This window comes from Microbulbifer sp. (assembly GCF_036563125.1).
In the GTDB taxonomy this organism is placed as follows: Bacteria; Pseudomonadota; Gammaproteobacteria; order Pseudomonadales; family Cellvibrionaceae; genus Microbulbifer.
The window spans coordinates 12,335-30,373 of record NZ_DATCMV010000185.1; the positions used below are offsets into that span (position 1 = coordinate 12,335).

Consider the following 18,039-nt stretch of genomic DNA (forward strand, 5'->3'; position numbering starts at 1 on the left):
GCCAGTGAAGCAGTTCACCAAATCCAGTGTATTTGGATGGCCACTTGCATTTGGAGAAATGGCACAGACTGCCGGGTCAGAGCCCAAATCCGGCGATAACGCAGCAAGGGAGAGGAGCAGGATGAAATGGCAGAGGCCTCAGGGCAACCGCGCTATCAGGCCCGATAGCGAAGGATGAGCGTTTCCGCCTTCAGCAGTTTGTCCAGTTTCTGCTTATCTGATTGGGCATCCGTACGACTGAGCTTGGGGCCAACAAAGACCCGCACGAAGCGGCCCTTGGGCGTATCTACCGCGCGGGTATAGGCGCGAAAGCCGGCATCCAGCAGCTTGCCGCGCATGCGGTCGGCACTGTCGGAATCTTTGTACGCCGCCACCTGAATGACCCACCCTTCCGGCAAGCCCTGCTCGTCCAGCTGGGTTTCCTCTGCAGGCAGCTGCGGCTGCTTGTCTGCCGCGGGCTTGCTTGCGGCCAGCGCCTGCGCGGGTTCCTTGCTCGCTGTGGATGCGGGTTGCGCGGCAACCGTCGGTTCCGGCTCCGGCTGTTGCGGCTCGAGGGAAACCTGCTCCGGATCCGGCGCCGGGGTTTTCTGCTCCACATATTCCGGCTGGAAAACCTCGTTGACCGGCGGTGCCGGCTCGATGCCCTTCACCGGTTCGGGCTCGGATATGGAGATGGGCTTGATATCCGGCGCCGGCGGAATCTGACTGGTCACATCCACGTAGCGGGCACCTTCGCGATCGAACAGGCTGGGCAGGAAGATCACCGCCAGCGCCGCCAGCACCAGCGCACCCACAATACGCTGCTTGACCCCGTCATTCAGACGACGGCGGGGGGAAGCGGAGTAGGAGTCATTGTCACGACTGGCCATGCAGGTGTTCTCTCAATGTTCTGGTGCGAGCTGCCGCTAACCGATAATGGTCAAGGCTTCCGCAACGGTAAAGAAAGAACCGAATACAAGCAACCTGTCATCCCTGTCCAGCGCCGCCGCGGCGCGCGACAACTGCCCCGCGACCGGCTCACACCGCGCCTCAATCCGGCCCGAATCAACACCGCCAGCGGCGAGCCCTGCCAGCAGCTGCTCCGCACCCGCCGCGCGCGGGTTCCCCGGCAGCAGCGCGGGATACCAGTGATCAATGTGTCCGGCCAACGGCGCGACCAGCCCGCCAATATCCTTGTCCGCCATCACCGCCACCAGCGCCAGGGTGCGCCCCCGCACCGGGTGGCGATCCAGCCAGTCCGCCAGATATTCCGCGGCCGCCGGATTGTGCCCCACGTCCAGCACCAGCTGGTGCCCCTGCCACGCCAGCGACTGGCAGCGCCCGGGCATGCGCAGGTCTTCCAGAACTTCGAACACCCGATCCGCCCCCGGCAGCTCACCGGCGATGGCCAGCGCCGTCAACGCCGCAGCCACACTGGCCGGTGGCAGACGCAATTCCGGCAACCCGATGTCCAGCTCCGGCTCTGCATGCAACTGGTAACGGTTGTCAGCGAGGGAAAACTGGTGGCCGATAAAGAAGCTTTCACACTCGAGCTTGCGCGCCGCATCCACCACCGACGCCGGTGGCCTGGGGTCGGCACACACAAAGGTTTTGCCCGCGCGCAAAATACCCGCCTTCTCGCGCCCGATCACCTCGCGGTCGCTGCCGAGCCAGGCCTCGTGATCCACCGCCACACTGGTGATGATCGCGATATCCGCATCCACCAGATTCACCGCATCCAGGCGCCCGCCGAGCCCCACTTCGAGCAGCGCGAATTCCACACCCGCCCGCTTGAACAGCCAGAAGGCCGCCAGGGTGGTGAACTCGAAATAGGTCAGACTGGTCTCCCCCCGCGCCTGCTCCACCGCCTCAAACGCCTCGATCAGCGCCTTGTCGGCTACCTCTTCCCCGCCTATTCGCACCCGCTCGTTGAAGCGCAGCAGATGGGGCGAGCTGTAGGCGCCGACGGAGTGGTCGCCAGCGCGCAGCAGCGCCTCCATGGTGCGCACGCAACTTCCCTTGCCGTTGGTGCCCCCCACCGTGATGACCCGACGCGCGGGCGTATCCACGCCGAGGGCACGGGCTACCGAGGAGACGCGCTCGAGGCCAAGTTCAATTTCAGTGGGGTGCAGTTTTTCCAGGCGTGCGAGCCAGGACTGAAGGTCGCGCATAGTAAGAGTGATGCGTTTATGAAAGGTGTGGGGATTTTAGTCGCGAATGCGGGTGGGAACGAGCCCCGCACTCGGCGGGGCCCGAAGGGTCTGACTCGCAGATCAGTTATTGGTGAGCTTGCCCAGCAGGCGGCTCACGGTATTGCGCATATCGTGGCGCGGAATAATCATGTCGATGGCACCGTGCTCCAGCAGGAACTCCGCACGCTGGAAACCTTTCGGCAGCTTCTGGCGAATGGTCTGCTCGATGATGTTCGGGCCGGCAAAGCCAGCGCGGGCACCCGGCTCCGCGGCATTGATATCGCCGAGCAACGCCAGCGACGCGGACACACCGCCGTACACCGGATCGGTCATGATGGAGACGTAGGGCACGCCCGCCATACGCAGCTTTTCCAGCACCGCAGAGGTCTTCGCCATCTGCATCAGCGAGATCAGCGCCTCCTGCATACGCGCACCACCGGTGGCCGAGAAGCACACCAGGGGAATCCGCTCTTCCAGTGCACGCTGGGCCGCGCGGGTGAACTTCTCGCCCACCACGTAGCCCATGGAACCGCCGTGGAATGCGAACTCGAACGCCACCGCGACCAGCGGCTTGCCTTCCAGCAACCCCTGCATGGCGATCAGCGCATCCTTTTCACCGGTGGCCTTCTGCGCCTGGGTCAGGCGGTCCTTGTACTTTTTCACGTCCTTGAACTTGAGGCGGTCCACCGGCTCCACTTCCGTGGCCAGCTCTTCGCGGTGGTCCTTGTCCAGGAACATATCCAGGCGCCGACGCGCGCCGATGCGGAAGTGATGATCACACTTCGGGCAGACGTCGAGATTGCGCTCCAGTTCGGGTAGATACAGGGTGGAATCGCACTTCACGCACTTTTTCCAAACCCCTTCCGGCACCTTGCTGGCCCCGGTACGGCGCTCGGTGCGGATCACCGAGGGAACAATTTTTTCTAACCAGCTCATTCTGTTTCCAAAATCCGATACTTGCTGAATTCGTTTATTGCCGGGACTGAGCGCCCGTCATCCCTATCACATGGGGGGCAAGGATAAATGACCGGCAATTCCAAAACCGCGAATTAAACCACTTTAAAAAAAATTGCACTTGGCCAGATAAGCCGCGTATTCCGGCTTTCTGGCCAATAACAAAACGCAGGGCCGACGCCTCAGGCGTCCAGCGCCGTGCGCATCTCCGACACCAGCGCGCCAAGGCGATCCTTGGCGGCGGCAGCGTCGGTGGATTCGCCCACCGCGGACACCAGCACACTGCCCACCACCGCGCCATCACCATCGGCACTCACCGCCTTGGCAGAGGCGCCATCCTTGATGCCGAAGCCCACACACAGGGGCAGATCGGTATGGCGGCGGATGCGCGCAAGATTTTCACGCACGGAGCCAAGATCCAGATGCCCGGCACCAGTGACCCCTTTCAGGGAAACATAGTAGACAAATCCACTGGCCAGGCGCGTGATCTCGGCAATACGCTCATCACTGGTGGTGGGCGTGAGCAGGAAGATATTGCACAGGTTGCGCGCCTTCAGCAGCTCGTTCAACGGTCCGGCCTCTTCCGCGGGAATATCCACCGTCAAGGCACCGTCACCACCGGCTTCTTTTAGGGCATCGGCGAAGGCTTCGGTACCCATTCTTACGATCGGGTTGGCGTAGCCCATCAGAATCACCGGGGTATCGGCATCCTTTTCCCGGAATTCCTTAACCAGGGCCAGGCATTTGCGCAGGGAGGTCTTCTGCTCCAGCGCGCGCTCGTGCCCTTTCTGGATGACCGGCCCCTCGGCCATCGGGTCGGAGAACGGCACACCCAGCTCGATCAGGTCGGAACCGCTGGCCACCAGCTGGTGCATCAGCGCCACGGTATTCTCGAGGCCGCCGTCACCGGCGACGATGTAGGTCACCAGCGCCTTGCGGCCCTCGCTGCGCAGTTTGGCAAAGCGGCGATCAATTCTGTTTGCTTCGGTCACGATGCCACTCCTTAAACCTTGATGCCGTCGATGGCGGCAACGGTGAAGATATCCTTGTCACCGCGACCGGACAGGTTCACCACAATGTTCTGGTCCGGCCGCATGGAGGCCGCGAGCTTCAGACCGTAGGCCACCGCATGGCTGGATTCCAGTGCGGGGATAATCCCTTCCGTACGGGTCAGTTTGCGGAAGGCCGCGAGGGCTTCGTCATCGTTGATGGCGACATAATCCACCCGCCCAATATCTTTCAGCCAGGAGTGTTCGGGGCCGACACCGGGATAATCGAGACCGGCAGACACAGAGTGGGTCTCGATGATCTGGCCGTCGTCATCTTCCATCAGGTAGGTGCGGTTGCCGTGCAGGATACCGGGTATGCCCTTGTTCAGCGGCGCGGCGTGACGGCCGGTTTCGATGCCATCACCGCCCGCCTCGACACCGTACATTTTTACCGATTCATCGGCGAGGAACGGGTGGAACAGGCCAATGGCGTTGGAGCCGCCTCCGACGCAGGCCACCAGTGCATCCGGCAACTGGCCGAACTGTTCCAGGCTCTGACGGCGCGCTTCGCGGCCGATCACGGAATTGAAATCCCGCACCAGCTGCGGATACGGGTGCGGGCCGGCCACGGTACCGATGATGTAGAAGGTGTCATCCACATTGGTAACCCAGTCGCGCATGGCTTCGTTCATGGCGTCTTTCAGCGTCTTGGAACCGGACTCCACCGGAATCACTTCGGCCCCCAGCAGCTTCATGCGATATACATTCGGGGACTGACGCTTCACGTCTTCCGCGCCCATGTACACCGCGCACTTGAGTCCCAGGCGCGCCGCCACAGTGGCGGTCGCCACACCGTGCTGACCGGCGCCGGTTTCGGCGATCACCCGGGATTTACCGCTGTGCTTGGCCAGCAATGCCTGGCCCACGGTGTTGTTTACCTTGTGCGCACCGGTGTGGTTCAGATCTTCGCGCTTGAGCCAGATACGCGCGCCGCCGGCTTCCGCAGTCAGGCGCTCCGCCAGATACAGCGGTGAGGGGCGACCCACATAATGTGCCAGGTCGTAGTCGAATGCGGCCTGAAATTCCGGATCGTTCTTCAGGCGCTGATACATTTCCTGCAGCTCGTCCAGCGCGCTGATCAGGGTTTCGGAAACAAAGCGTCCGCCGAATTCGCCGAAGTGCCCGCGGGCATCCGGGTAGGCCCCGTAATCGATAGGGGAAGTCGTTTTACTCACTGCTCAAACTCCTTGTGTCAATTCTGTTCCAGCGGCTCCGGGAGCCTGGCCCGGGCGGCGCGAATAAAAGCCCGCACCCTGGCAACATCTTTGCGCCCGGGGGACCTTTCCACACCGCCACTTACGTCCACCGCCTGCGGCCGTGCGGCGTCAATGGCCCCAGCCACGTTTTCCGGCGTCAGTCCGCCGGCGAGGATTATCTGGCGACCGCTGTCCTGGGGCACACGCTGCCAGTCGAAGGTATCACCGGTACCACCGGGAACCCCCTTGCGGTAGGCGTCGAGCAAAATGCCGCGGGCGTCGGGAAAGGCCGCCATGGCCTCCACCGGGTTAAGTTCCGGCTTCATGCGCAGCGCCTTGATATACGGGCGGTGAAACTGTCGGCAATAGGGCGCGTTTTCGTCGCCGTGAAACTGCAGCAGATTGAGGGGAACATGAGCCAGCACCCCCTCCACCTGCTCCGGGTGCGCATCCACAAACAGGCCGGTGAGCACCACAAACGGAGATACCGCACGGGCAATTTCCGCCGCCTTCTCCGGGGTCACGTGTCGGGGGCTCGGGGGATAAAACACCAGCCCAAGCGCATCCGCGCCGGCTTCCACCGCGAGAACGGCATCTTCAACACTGGTAATTCCGCAGATCTTTACGCGCATAATCCATACACCGCTGGCACTGCCAGCTGGCGTCCGGTCACGAAACGCCACGAATCCCGTGCGCTGGCAGCAGAGAAAATCGGAGAGCCCGGGATACTAGCAGATCAGGGGAGTAGGCGAAACGCGAGCGTCACTCCTGCAGATGGTGATCAGCTTGCACCGCCAATCGCACCCAGCGGCAGCGGTACCAGCAGCGGCCCAGGTTCCACGCACGGCAGGGTGAATGTTTCGGGATAGCCCACATCCACCAGATACAAACCGTGGGGAGGTGCGGTGACGCCGGCGGCTGTCCGGTCGCGCGCTTCCAGCACTTCCCGCACCCACTCGGGTTTGCGGTCGCCACGCCCCACCGCCATCAACACACCGGTAATGTTGCGCACCATATGATGCAGGAACGCGGTCGCGCTGACCTCGAGCACGATCAGTGGGCCGACACGCCCAATATCCAGCTTGACCAACCGGCGTACAGGCGACTTTGCCTGGCATTGCGCAGCGCGGTAACTGCTGAAGTCGTGCTCGCCGATAAGATACTGTGCCCCCTCGCGCATAGCGTCGACATCCAGCTCGCGATCGGTCCAGGTAACCTCATTCACCGACTGTGCCGAGCGCGTGGTCGCACTGTGAATCAGGTAGCGGTAGGTGCGATTGCGCGCGGAAAAACGTGCGTGGAACTGCGCCGGCACCTCCTGCGCCCAGTGCACCCGCACATCGAACGGCATCTGTGTATTGACCCCGTGCACCCAAGCTTTCCAGGGGCGGACCGCGTGGGTATCAAAATGAATCACCTGCCCGGTGGCATGCACGCCCGCGTCGGTGCGCCCGGCACACACCAGGGTGACGGGCTCTGCCGCCACTTTGGATATCGCCTTTTCCAGGGTCTCCTGTACCGTCAGAGGATCGTGGCTCTGCTTCTGGAATCCCCGCAACCGGGAACCGCAGTACTCGACGCCGAGCGCAATCCGGCGCAGTCCCGGCGGCAGCGACTCGCCTTCCGGCACTTCGCCATTGGCTTTGTATTGGTAAATCTTGTTCATCATGCAGCGGATTTTACACCTGCGTGAAAAAAGAAAGACCCCGCGTATAGCGGGGTCAAAGTGTTGTCGCTGTAGATAGCGTGAATAAATCGTCGGGCGATATCAGCGCATGCGCTCGAGCATGTCTTTCGCACGTTGCTGCTGTTCGCCGGCAGCCTCTTCCACCACCTCACCCAGAATCTCGCGAGCGCCGTCTTTGTCGCCCATGTCCAGGTAGGCCTGGGCCAGCTCCAGCTTGGTGCTGACTTCATCACCGCCTTCCAGCAGGTTCAGCTCAGAATCGAGATCGCTCTCCAGATTAAAGCCCAGATCGCTCAACGCTTCCTCATCGGCGGCGGCAGCGGCCACCGGCTGCGTCTGTTTCGCAGATTCCTGGGCAACCGCAATTTCCCGGTCCCCCTCCAACTCCATATCGTCCAGGTCACCGAAATCACCCAGCTCGCCGAGGTCGATAACATCAAGGTCGATGGCGTCGAGATCGAGACCATCCAGATTGCCTTCATCACCGGAGAGCTCAACGCTTTCGCTCGCGCTGCTGGTAAAAGCTTCGTCGTCCAGCGCCAGCTCGTCCTCGTCACCCATCGGCGTCAGGTCCAGCTCGAAGTCGAGACCACCATCTTCCAGTGCGGGCGCTGATTGGGCGGCAGCCACGGGCTGCTTCGCCTCAGTATCAAAGTCGGAACCCAGCTCCAGGCCATCAAAGCCTTCCACTTCACCCAAATCGTCCAGGCTATCGAGGTCCAGCTCGCCGTCGGCGATCAGATCGTCGAATTCGAGATCGCTATCCGCCGCTGCTTGCGCTTTCGGTTCGGCACCGGTGTCCAGGTCGAACTCGAACACGGGATCTTCTTTACCGGCAATTTCCAGCGCGGGCTCACCGAATTCGAGATCGCCATCGAAATCACTTTCCAGATCGTCACCCAGATCCAGATCGAGGGAAAACTCACTGTCGCTGGCTTCTGCAGTTTGCGGCGCAGCGTCAAAACCGTCGTCGTCGAGATCCAGCGACAACTCATCCAGCAGTCCGAAGTCATCGTCGTCCTGGGCAGCACTTGTGGCCGTTACCGAATCGGTATCTTTGCCAACGGAAAATTCGTCGAGGTCATCAAAGCTCGCCTCGAGATCGAAGCCTGCACCGTCAAATTCCGCACTCATGTCGTCAAGTTGCGCGGCTTCGAGGGACTCGCTGGAGAAATTCATCTCCGGAACCTCAAACGGACCAATACCGGGAATGGTGTCACGCAGGCGCGCGGCGCGGTCTGCCGCCGGGCCATCGCTGTAACCCAGCAACTGGCGGTAGTGATCATCAAACCGCTCGCCATTCTTCTGCTGGGCGTAAACCTCCAGCAGCATCAGGCGCGCCTCGATATTGGCGGGAGCCAATTTGAGTCCGGTCAGCAGCTTGGCCTCAGCCTCCTGGTACTGACCCAGGGACAGGTGGATCTCCGCCTCCGCAACGGGATCGTCGGTTTCCACTTCACCCAACTGATCCAGGTCAAAATTTTCGCCGGCTTCCAGCTCTTCCACGGCGGAGAGGTTGTCATCGTCTTCGGCAAACTCCAGCGTTTCCGCCTGCACGCGCTCGGCCGCCATCTCAGCCTCAACCTGGCGGATAGCTTCCTCTTCCTCACGGCGGCGACGCCAGGTGAAGAAGCCGAACAGCGCCACCAGCAACGCACCGATACCGGCACCGATGGGCACGATGTTTTCCATCACGCGCTCGACCAGCGTCGGTTCAGCACGGGTCTGCACCACCACGCGATTGCGCGCGCTGTCGTCTTCCGACGCCACCTCGGCAGTCTCTTCAGCAACGGCGTTTTGATCTTCGGTCACCGGCGCGACATCGACATTTTCGACTTCTTCGCCAGTTTCCGCGGTTATTTCTTCTGCGCCGGCTTCGGCATCAGTGCTCTCGAGCGACTGCTCCGCCGCGGTCTGCACCGCCTGCATTTCTTCGTTGGAAACCTCGACCATGCGCTCCATGGTATCGATCTGCTCGTTGAGCTCGCCGAGACGCTCCTGCAGTTCGGAATTTTCCAGACGGGACTTGTCGAGCTCTTCTTCGCTTACCGCCAGCTCGCCTTCGAGGGCTTCGCTTTCACTGGTGCCACTGCCGGTGCCGGAGAGTACGGATTCGTTGTCGCCAGGTGCCGCCAGGGATACTCGACCTTCCAGCGCATCGCTCTCGACCGTCTCTTCTACCACCGCGCGGCCATCCAGCGGTGCACCGGTAACAGCGGCATCACCAACCCGCTCGCGCCAGGCATCGTTCTGGGTAGCTACCTGGGTGACCGCTTCGGAGCGGGTCAGGCTGCGCACCTCGTCGTTGGTGGGCAGACGAAGTACCGCGCCCTTCTTGAGCAGGTTGATATTGTTGTTGATGAACGCCTCAGGGTTGAGACGCTGGATCGCCAGCATGGTCTGCTGCACGCTGACCTCGCGGGTTTCGCGGCTGTCGCGGGCGATTTCCCACAGGGTTTTGTTGGCTTCCACCGGACCGTAAACACGGCTGCCGGAACTCGCGGAGGTCTCCGCCTGGGGTTCGGCGTATTGCTCGGCGGGCGCTTCGTACACCGGCTGTGCGGGTTCGGTAGCCGGGGTTTCCTGCGGTGCCTGGTATTCGGATTCGGGCTGTTCCACTGGCGCCTGCACCGGTTGCGGCTGACGCTGGACGGCGGGCTGCACCGGTTTCTGCACCGGAGGATCGCGGCGCACTTGCTGGCGCTCGCGTTCGGCAGCCTGCACTGGCTGGGAAGCGGTATTGGTGGAGAACGCCGGCAGGTCCATCAGCAGGGTGTATTCCCGCAGCAGACGGCCACTGGGCCAGCGGGTTTCCACCAGGAAATTCAGGAAAGGTTCGCGGATCGGTGCACGGCTGGAGATACGCACCACCGGCTCGCCACTGGAGTAGTCGACGCTGAACTGCAGTTCTTCGAGCAAATAGGCACGGTCCACGCCGGCGCGCTCGAAATCGTCGGAACTGGCCAGGCGCACCTTGATTTCACTTTCACCAAGGCCACGGGTCTGCAGCAGTTTGATTTCCGCATTGAGAGGTTGGTTGAGGGTGGAGTTCAGTTTGATCTCACCCAGACCGAGCGCCAGAGCCCCATTGCCTCCCAGTGCGCTGACCAGACCAACTGCAAGTGCCAGCTTTTGCACACGCATAACCGATTCCCTTTATTTTTAGAATCACTCCGGAATCTGTTTGTTAATCAACCAAAAAGCCTGAAACAGAAACCGGATTGCGCGGCAATCCGCGCATTTTTTAATCAAAAGAACCAGTGTTCAGACACCAGGCTCTATTCTCTGGCGAAACTCTCCAGCGAAAGAGTCGCCCCCCGAAAAAGACTTAGCCCGTCGGGTTTCTCCTCACATATTTTCGGTACTGCCCCCACGCAACACCGGGTCCCAAGCGCGGGTAATGTTAAGAAGAAACCTTCAGAAAGGCCGCTAAGTATTAAATATCAATGGGTTTTTAGCAACAAGTGGACAATCTGTACACAGTTAATTGCGACGTCTTTCCTCAAATTGTCAGATGCTGCACAAAAATTAACCCATGCCGGACCGAGCAGCCCGGAGCGCAGACGTCCGACCAGGGTATTTTCACTACCCACCGCATCCTGTGCCGACGGGCGCTCGCGCATTTCCAGGCGCGCGCCGTTGGTCAGCAGGCCGCGCACGGTTGCAAGCTCCACCGGGCTCTCGAACTGCACACTCAGATTCGCCAGCTGGCCATGAAACACCGACGCCGTATTAATCGTGGCATCCAGCGCAACGGAATCGCCCAGCAGGCGACGCAGCTCGACCACCAGCGCCAGTTCGCTCAAATTATGCCCGCTTTCCAGCAGTGCTTCGGCAGAGCTCAGGTGATTGAACGCGAGGCGCTGCCCGGTGGTTTCATCCACCTCCGGCTCCTGGCCGTTGAACAGACGCGCGGTCTGCGCCGCGGCGGCATCCACGCTGGCCTTGCCGAGGGCGGACACCGGCTGAATTAGTACCACTTCCACAGACTTCAGTTGCACTTTCAGTGGGAACAGCGCCTCCGCGACCATCGCCGCGCCAGCACCCGGTACCGCCACCACTTTGCGCTCGACAGATTGCAGTTCCGCCGCATTCAGCAGCGGATGAATCAGGGCGACGGATTCATCACCACGGCTGATACCGGCGGCATCCACCACCCAGGCTCCAGCGTCCTCCGCCTTGGCCATTGCCGTAGCGGCAGCTTCGCCACCGGTCAACAGCAACACCACCTGATCTGCGGTAAACGCAAACTCACTCAGCGGTACCACCGGAATACTGCGATTGGCGAACACCTGCGGATCGGCCTCGGCCTCGTCCGCCACCACCAGTTTCAGCTGCGCGGGGGTAACGGTATTGCGCTCCTCGAGAATCTCCAGCAGCGCATCAAAGGGCGCACTGCCGACGCCAAGGATCACCAGTTCCCGGTTGGATTCAGTCATATCTGTACTCATGCTGTGGGTCGACTGCTTTTAGGCCAGTTCGGCGATAATTTCAGCAGCCTGAAAAATGCGGGGGATTATACGCGTGGAGGAGGCGGAAGGAAGCCGCCCCAGGGAATTGGGGCGGCGAAATGGGCGGGATTACGCTTACAGCTTGCCCAGCAGGATCAGCAGCACACGGCGCAGCGGCTCGGCGGCGCCCCACAGCAGCTGGTCGCCGACGGTGAAGGCGTTCAGGTACTCCCCACCCAGGCTCAGCTTGCGCAGGCGACCAACCGGAATTTCCAGCTTGCCGGTCACCGCGGTGGGCGTCAGCTCCTGCACGGTGATGGCGCGGTCGTTCGGCACCACTTTCACCCAGTCGTTGGCGGAAGCAATCAGCTGCTCGATTTCGGCCAGCGGCACATCCTTTTTCAGCTTCACGGTAAACGCCTGGCTGTGGCAGCGCATCGCGCCGATGCGCACGCAGGTGCCATCTACCGGCACAACGGCGCTGGTGCCGAGAATTTTGTTGGCCTCCGCCTGCGCCTTCCACTCTTCACGGCTCTGGCCATTTTCCAGCTGGGTGTCGATCCACGGCAACAGGCTGCCAGCAAGCGGCGCACCGAACTCGGCAGTGGGGAAATCACTGCCGCGCATGGTTTCCACCACCTTGCGGTCGATATCCAGAATCGCGCTGGCGGGGTCCGCCAGTTCTGCGGCGACGCCGTCGCGAATCGCGCCCATCTGGGAAATCAGTTCGCGCATGTTCTTGGCGCCGGCACCGCTGGCCGCCTGGTACGTCATGGAGGTAACCCACTCCACCAGGCCCGCCTTGAACAGGCCACCCAGGCCCATCAACATCAGGCTCACGGTACAGTTGCCGCCGATGTAATTCTTAACCCCGGATTCAATACCGCGGTCGATCACCTCCCGGTTTACCGGGTCCAGTACGATGATCGCATCGTCATTCATACGCAGGCTGGAGGCCGCGTCGATCCAGTAGCCATTCCAGCCTTTTTCACGCAGTTTGCCGAACACTTCCTTGGTGTAGTCGCCTCCCTGGCAGCTGACGATCGCATCCAGCTCCGCCAGCGCTTCCAGATCGTAGGCGTCCTTTAATGGGGCGATTTCCTTGCCAATTTCCGGCGCTTTACCACCGGCATTGGAGGTGGAAAAAAATACCGGCTCGGCGATATGCGCGAAGTCGTTTTCTTCCAGCATGCGACCCATAAGAACGGAGCCGACCATACCGCGCCAGCCTACGAATCCTACCTTGTTCATTTCATTACCTTGTCAAATCTGTGAGAGTTCAAGTCCCGGCTCCTGCCGGGACAGCGCGAGATATTTAACCGGTGCCGCCTCAGAAAGCGGCCACCACGGCTGCGCCCATTTCCGCGGTGGAGACCTTTTTACAACCTTCGGTGTAGATGTCAGCCGTGCGCAATCCCTGGTCCAGCACCTTGCTCACCGCCGCCTCGATGGCATCTGCAGCCTCGCCCATATCCAGTGAGTAACGCAGCATCATCGCCGCGGAGAGAATGGTGGCCAGCGGGTTGGCAATGCCCTGCCCTGCGATATCCGGCGCACTGCCATGGCAGGGTTCGTACAGACCGAAACCGGATTCGTTCAGTGAGGCAGAGGGCAGCATGCCGATGGAGCCGGTAAGCATGGCGGCAGCGTCGGACAGAATGTCGCCGAACATATTGCCGGTCACCATTACGTCAAACTGCTTGGGCGCACGCACCAGCTGCATCGCGGCGTTGTCCACGTACATGTGCGACAGCTCCACATCCGGATATTCCGGGGCCAGGCGGTCCAGCACTTCGCGCCACAGTACGGTAACTTCCAGTACGTTGGCCTTGTCGACGGAACACAGCTTGCCGCCGCGCTTCTGCGCTGCTTCGAACGCCGTGCGCGCGATGCGCTCGATTTCGGACTCTTTATACACGTAGGTATTGAAGCCCTGCTTTTCGCCATTTTCCAGCGTGCGGATACCGCGGGGCTCACCGAAATAAATGCCGCCGGTGAGTTCGCGCACGATCAGGATGTCCAGACCGGAGACCACTTCCGGCTTCAGTGAAGAGGCGTCTGCCAGTTGCGGATACAGAATGGCCGGGCGCAAGTTGGCGTACAGACCGAGACCGCTGCGAATTTTCAGCAGGCCTCTTTCCGGGCGAATGGCGCGATCCAGCTTGTCCCACTTGGGGCCACCTACTGCACCCAGCAGCACCGCGTCGCAGGCGCCAGCTTTCTCCAGCTCGGCGTCGGTCAGCGGCTCGCCGTGTGCGTCGATGGAAGCACCACCGATCAGGCCTTCGGCAAACTCCAGTCCCAGGCCAAATTTTTCGTCCGCGGTTTTCAGAACCGCAACCGCCTGCTCAATGATTTCCGGGCCAATACCATCGCCCGGGAGGATCATAATTTTCTTGCTCATGTTCTTTTCCTAATTCCCCTCTCGCGCAGTTATTTCACCGCGTCAAACAACCACGGCGCCTGCTCGCGACGCTTGGCTTCATACGCGCGGATATCATCCGCATCTTCCAGCGTCAGGCCGATATCATCGAGCCCATTCAACAGGCAGTGCTTGCGGAACGCATCCACTTCGAAATCGATGGTTTCGCCGTTCGGTTTGACGATCTGCTGCTTTTCCAGATCAATGGTCAGTTCGTAACCTTCCTGCGCGTACATTTCCGCAAACAGCTGATCCACGACCGCCTCGTCCGCCACAATCGGCAGCAGGCCATTCTTGAAACAGTTGTTGAAGAAAATATCCGCAAAGCTCGGTGCAATTACCGCACGGAAACCGTAATCATCCAGCGCCCAGGGCGCGTGCTCACGGCTGGAGCCACAGCCAAAATTTTTGCGCGCCAACAGCACAGAAGCACCCTTGAAGCGCGGGAAATTCAGCGGAAAATCCGGATTCACCGGACGCTGGCTGCAATCCTGCCCTGGCTGCCCCTCGTCGAGGTAGCGCAGCTCATCGAACAGGTTCGGGCCGAAGCCGGTGCGCTTGATCGACTTCAGGAACTGCTTCGGAATGATCAGATCTGTGTCCACATTGGCGCGATCCATCGGTGCCACCGTGCCCACATGCTTGGTAAAAGCCTTCATTACACGGCCTCCTTCTGAAATTCGCGCACATCCACAAAATGACCGGCAATCGCCGCCGCTGCCGCCATGCTCGGGCTCACCAGGTGGGTGCGACCACCGTAGCCCTGGCGACCTTCAAAGTTGCGGTTGGAAGTGGAGGCGCAGTGCTCGCCGGCGCCCAGCTTGTCCGCGTTCATCGCCAGGCACATGGAGCAGGAGGGCTCGCGCCACTCGAAACCCGCTTCGATAAATACCTTGTCCAGTCCCTCTTTTTCCGCCATTGCCTTTACAGACTGGGAGCCCGGAACCACCAGCACCTGTTTCACGCTGTCGGCTTTCTTGTGGCCCTTGGCCACTTCCGCCGCAGCGCGCAAATCCTCGATGCGGGAGTTGGTGCAGGAACCGATGAATACGCGATCCAGGTTGATATCGGTAATTTTCTGGCCGGCGGTCAGGCCCATATATTCCAGCGCGCGCTCGATACCGGCCTTTTTGGTTGCATCGCTTTCTTCCGCAGGGTTCGGCACCAGCGCATTGACCGATGACACCATTTCCGGGGAAGTTCCCCAGCTTACCTGCGGCTCGATGTCTTCCGCCTTCAGCTCGACCACTGCATCAAAGTGCGCGCCGTCGTCGGAGTGCAGGCGGCTCCAGTTCGCCACCGCCATATCCCACTGCTCGCCCTTGGGCGCGTAGGGTTTGCCTTTCACATAGTCCAGCGTGGTCTGGTCCACTGCCACCATGCCCGCACGCGCACCGGCTTCGATCGCCATGTTACACACGGTCATACGGCCTTCCATGGAAAGGGAGCGAATCGCCGAGCCACCGAACTCGATGGCGTAACCGGTACCGCCGGCAGTGCCGATCTTGCCGATGATCGCGAGTACCACGTCTTTCGCGGTTACACCCTGGCCGAGCTCGCCATCCACGCGCACCAACATGTTCTTCATCTTTTTCTGGATCAGACACTGGGTGGCCATCACGTGCTCCACCTCGGAAGTGCCGATACCGTGCGCCAGCGCACCCAGCGCGCCGTGGGTAGAGGTGTGGGAATCGCCACACACCACGGTCATACCTGGCAGGGTCGCACCGGTCTCAGGACCAATCACATGCACGATGCCCTGGCCGGGATCATTGATACCGAACTCGACGATGCCGAAGTCCTTGCAGTTCTCATCCAGGGTCTTGACCTGAATCCGGGACACTTCGTCCTGGATACCTTCGATACCACCGGCGCGCTCTGCCGCATCGGAAGGCACGTTGTGGTCGGGTGTGGCCACCACGGAATCGGTACGCCAAGGCTTGCGCCCCGCCAGACGCAGGCCTTCAAACGCCTGCGGTGAGGTCACCTCGTGAATCAGGTGGCGATCGATGTAAATCAGTGCGGTGCCGTCGTCGCGGCTTTTTACAAGGTGGTCTTCCCAGAGCTTGTCGTAGAGAGTTTGCTTTTTATTCTCAGGGTGGCCCATAGCCCCATCTCCTCTATGGATAACATGCCGGAGTCTAGGGGGGGGATTGAATAACATCAATTTATATTTATTATATGGCGCATTCGTTTTTGGAATACTCCAACAGTGCAGGCGGACATCTATGGAAATTCAGTGGCTTAGAGCTTTCCTGGCGATCGCCGAACAGGGCTCGGTGTCCGAAGCAGCGGAACAGATGCACCTGACCCAGCCGGCGGTGAGCAAACGCCTCGCCTCCCTGGAGCAGCAACTGGGCACACCGCTGTTCGACCGCATCGGCCGCCGCTTGCAGCTTACCAATGCCGGCCGCGCCCTGCTGCCCCGCGCCCGCCATATCCTGAACGAAGTGAGCGACGCGGAACGGGAGCTCAGAAGCCTCGGCGAAACCATCGGCGGCAGCCTGCGCATTGCCACCAGCCACCACGTCGGGCTGCACCATCTGCCCCCGGTATTGAAGGACTTCAGTACCCGCTACCCGGACGTCGCCCTGGATATCGATTTTCTCGACTCCGAGCAGGCGTACGAGGCACTGATGGCCGGCGAATACGAACTCGCCGTGGTCACCCTGGCGCTGAAGGATTACCCCAGCCTCAACGCCCAGATTATCTGGCCGGACCCCTGTGTGGTGGTCGCCGCCCCGGACCACCCGCTGGCGCAGATGCCGGAGCTAGACCTGCCGGCGCTGGCCCAGTACCCGGCGATCCTGCCGGATATGAACACCTACACCGGGCGCCTGATCAAGCGCGAGTTCGACGCCCACGGCCTCAAACTCACCGCCAAGCTCGCCACCAACTTCCTGGAAACCATCAAGATGATGGCCGGCGTCGGCCTCGGCTGGAGCGTGCTGCCGAAAACCCTGGTGGATGAGACCCTCGCGGAACTGCCCATGCCGCAACTGAGCATCGTGCGTAATCTGGGCATCATCTATCACCGCAACCGCACCCTCAGCAATGCCGCCAACGCGCTGCAGCAGCTGCTATTCAAGGAAGCCAGGGGGCTCTAAATCTCCCGTAAACGTAAAGAAATCTCAAAATCGACAACTGGTCAGGGAACTTTCACGTAAACCCGTTAGAATGCGCGGCAGAATCTAATGGGAGAGACTCCAATGAAAAAAATAACTCTGGCTATCTGTACCGCCCTGGCTTCTGCCGGTGCCAGCGCTGACACTATTCTCGGATTTGATGCCACTGCCGGCGTATGGAAACCGAGCTATAGCGGTGATCTGAACAACGTGCTGAACGGCGATTACCTGAAGGAAGACAACAACACCTTCCTGCAGGCTGCGCTGGAGCACCCGATCCCGCTGGTGCCAAACATCCTGGTGGCGCACTCCCAAATTGAGTCCGAGTTTGACGGAATCAATAGCAGTCTGGACCTGAGCCACACCGACGCTACCCTCTATTACGAAATCCTGGATAACTGGGTAAACCTGGACCTGGGCCTGACCGCGCGCAACTTCGACGGCTCCCTGGAAGTGATGGGCTTCGGCAATGAACCCGTCACTCTCGATTTTGCCGGCACCCTGCCGATGGTTTACGGCATGGCCCGCTTCGATCTGCCGTTTACCGGCTGGTCCATCATTGCCCAGGGCAACGGCATCGAGTATGACGGTGACAAAATCACCGACCTGACTGCGAAAATCCGCTGGGACTTCGTACCCGCGCTGGATTTCGCCGTGGAAGCCGGCTACCGCGCCATGTCCATCGACGCCCCGGAACTGGACGAGCTGGAACCCAACCTGGAAATCAAAGGCCCCTACCTGGGCCTGAGCCTGCACCTGTAATAACCGGCCGGCCAACAAAAAAGGCGGAGCGCTGTTGGCGCCCCGCCTTTTTTTATGTCGGAAATTCCCTGCGAGTCAGCCTGGCTCGCCCGCAGGAATCTTCAGGCCAAACTCCACATCCCCGTTCTGCCCACGCTGGCGCAGTACATGATCCATCAGCACAATCGCCATCATCGCCTCGGCGATGGGGGTTGCGCGGATGCCCACACAGGGGTCGTGACG

16 protein-coding genes are annotated in these 18,039 nt (G+C 60.8%); 2 read left to right on the forward strand and 14 right to left on the reverse strand.

Annotation, left to right across the window (positions count from 1 at the left end; translation table 11 throughout):
- Nucleotides 1–155: 155 nt before the first annotated feature.
- From VIL80_RS15775 to leuC, 13 genes are all read right to left on the reverse strand, one after another.
- Nucleotides 156–869, reverse strand: coding sequence for an SPOR domain-containing protein (locus tag VIL80_RS15775; protein WP_332037046.1), 714 nt, complete (start codon nt 867–869; stop codon nt 156–158).
- 36 nt (nt 870–905) lie between these two features.
- A complete protein-coding gene (gene folC / locus VIL80_RS15780) occupies nt 906–2,150 on the reverse strand; it encodes a bifunctional tetrahydrofolate synthase/dihydrofolate synthase (RefSeq protein WP_332037047.1) in 1,245 nt (414 codons plus the stop codon).
- Nucleotides 2,151–2,252: 102 nt separating this feature from the next.
- Entirely contained in the window at nt 2,253–3,107 is an 855-nt protein-coding gene (gene accD / locus VIL80_RS15785) for an acetyl-CoA carboxylase, carboxyltransferase subunit beta (RefSeq protein WP_332037048.1), read from the reverse strand.
- Nucleotides 3,108–3,307: 200 nt separating this feature from the next.
- Entirely contained in the window at nt 3,308–4,120 is an 813-nt protein-coding gene (trpA, locus tag VIL80_RS15790; RefSeq protein ID WP_332037060.1) for a tryptophan synthase subunit alpha, read from the reverse strand.
- 8 nt (nt 4,121–4,128) lie between these two features.
- A complete protein-coding gene (trpB, locus tag VIL80_RS15795; RefSeq protein WP_332037049.1) occupies nt 4,129–5,349 on the reverse strand; it encodes a tryptophan synthase subunit beta in 1,221 nt (406 codons plus the stop codon).
- A 17-nt stretch (nt 5,350–5,366) separates the two neighbouring features.
- Nucleotides 5,367–6,002 carry a phosphoribosylanthranilate isomerase gene (locus VIL80_RS15800; protein WP_332037050.1) on the reverse strand — a complete coding sequence of 212 codons (636 nt, stop codon included), beginning with the start codon at nt 6,000–6,002 and terminating at the stop codon, nt 5,367–5,369.
- A gap of 149 nt (nt 6,003–6,151) precedes the next feature.
- Complete coding sequence (gene truA / locus VIL80_RS15805; RefSeq protein WP_332037051.1) at nt 6,152–7,039, reverse strand: tRNA pseudouridine(38-40) synthase TruA; 888 nt, start codon at nt 7,037–7,039, stop codon at nt 6,152–6,154.
- Between the two features lie 99 nt (nt 7,040–7,138).
- A complete protein-coding gene (locus VIL80_RS15810; RefSeq protein ID WP_332037052.1) occupies nt 7,139–10,201 on the reverse strand; it encodes a FimV/HubP family polar landmark protein in 3,063 nt (1,020 codons plus the stop codon).
- Nucleotides 10,202–10,500: 299 nt separating this feature from the next.
- Complete coding sequence (locus tag VIL80_RS15815; RefSeq protein ID WP_332037053.1) at nt 10,501–11,496, reverse strand: Asd/ArgC dimerization domain-containing protein; 996 nt, start codon at nt 11,494–11,496, stop codon at nt 10,501–10,503.
- Nucleotides 11,497–11,643: 147 nt separating this feature from the next.
- On the reverse strand, nt 11,644–12,759 hold the full coding sequence (gene asd, locus VIL80_RS15820; protein WP_332037054.1) for an aspartate-semialdehyde dehydrogenase: 1,116 nt from the start codon (nt 12,757–12,759) through the stop codon (nt 11,644–11,646).
- 79 nt (nt 12,760–12,838) lie between these two features.
- On the reverse strand, nt 12,839–13,912 hold the full coding sequence (leuB, locus tag VIL80_RS15825; protein ID WP_332037055.1) for a 3-isopropylmalate dehydrogenase: 1,074 nt from the start codon (nt 13,910–13,912) through the stop codon (nt 12,839–12,841).
- Nucleotides 13,913–13,941: 29 nt separating this feature from the next.
- The gene (leuD, locus tag VIL80_RS15830) at nt 13,942–14,589 is read right to left on the reverse strand and encodes a 3-isopropylmalate dehydratase small subunit (RefSeq protein ID WP_332037056.1); all 648 of its coding nucleotides are present in this window, start codon (nt 14,587–14,589) and stop codon (nt 13,942–13,944) included.
- Nucleotides 14,589–16,037, reverse strand: coding sequence for a 3-isopropylmalate dehydratase large subunit (gene leuC / locus VIL80_RS15835; RefSeq protein ID WP_332037057.1), 1,449 nt, complete (start codon nt 16,035–16,037; stop codon nt 14,589–14,591). The genes leuD and leuC overlap by 1 nt, the downstream gene beginning before the upstream one ends.
- A gap of 121 nt (nt 16,038–16,158) precedes the next feature.
- Here leuC and VIL80_RS15840 point away from each other — a divergent pair, with 121 nt between their 5' ends.
- Nucleotides 16,159–17,037, forward strand: a complete 879-nt coding sequence (locus VIL80_RS15840; protein WP_332037058.1) for a LysR family transcriptional regulator — start codon at nt 16,159–16,161, stop codon at nt 17,035–17,037.
- 102 nt (nt 17,038–17,139) lie between these two features.
- Complete coding sequence (locus VIL80_RS15845; protein ID WP_332037059.1) at nt 17,140–17,817, forward strand: TIGR04219 family outer membrane beta-barrel protein; 678 nt, start codon at nt 17,140–17,142, stop codon at nt 17,815–17,817.
- Between the two features lie 75 nt (nt 17,818–17,892).
- On the opposite strand, the gene VIL80_RS15850 is transcribed toward VIL80_RS15845, so the two are convergent.
- Nucleotides 17,893–18,039, reverse strand: a 147-nt coding sequence (locus VIL80_RS15850; RefSeq protein WP_332037061.1) for a chorismate synthase, incomplete at its 5' end; no start/stop codon positions are given.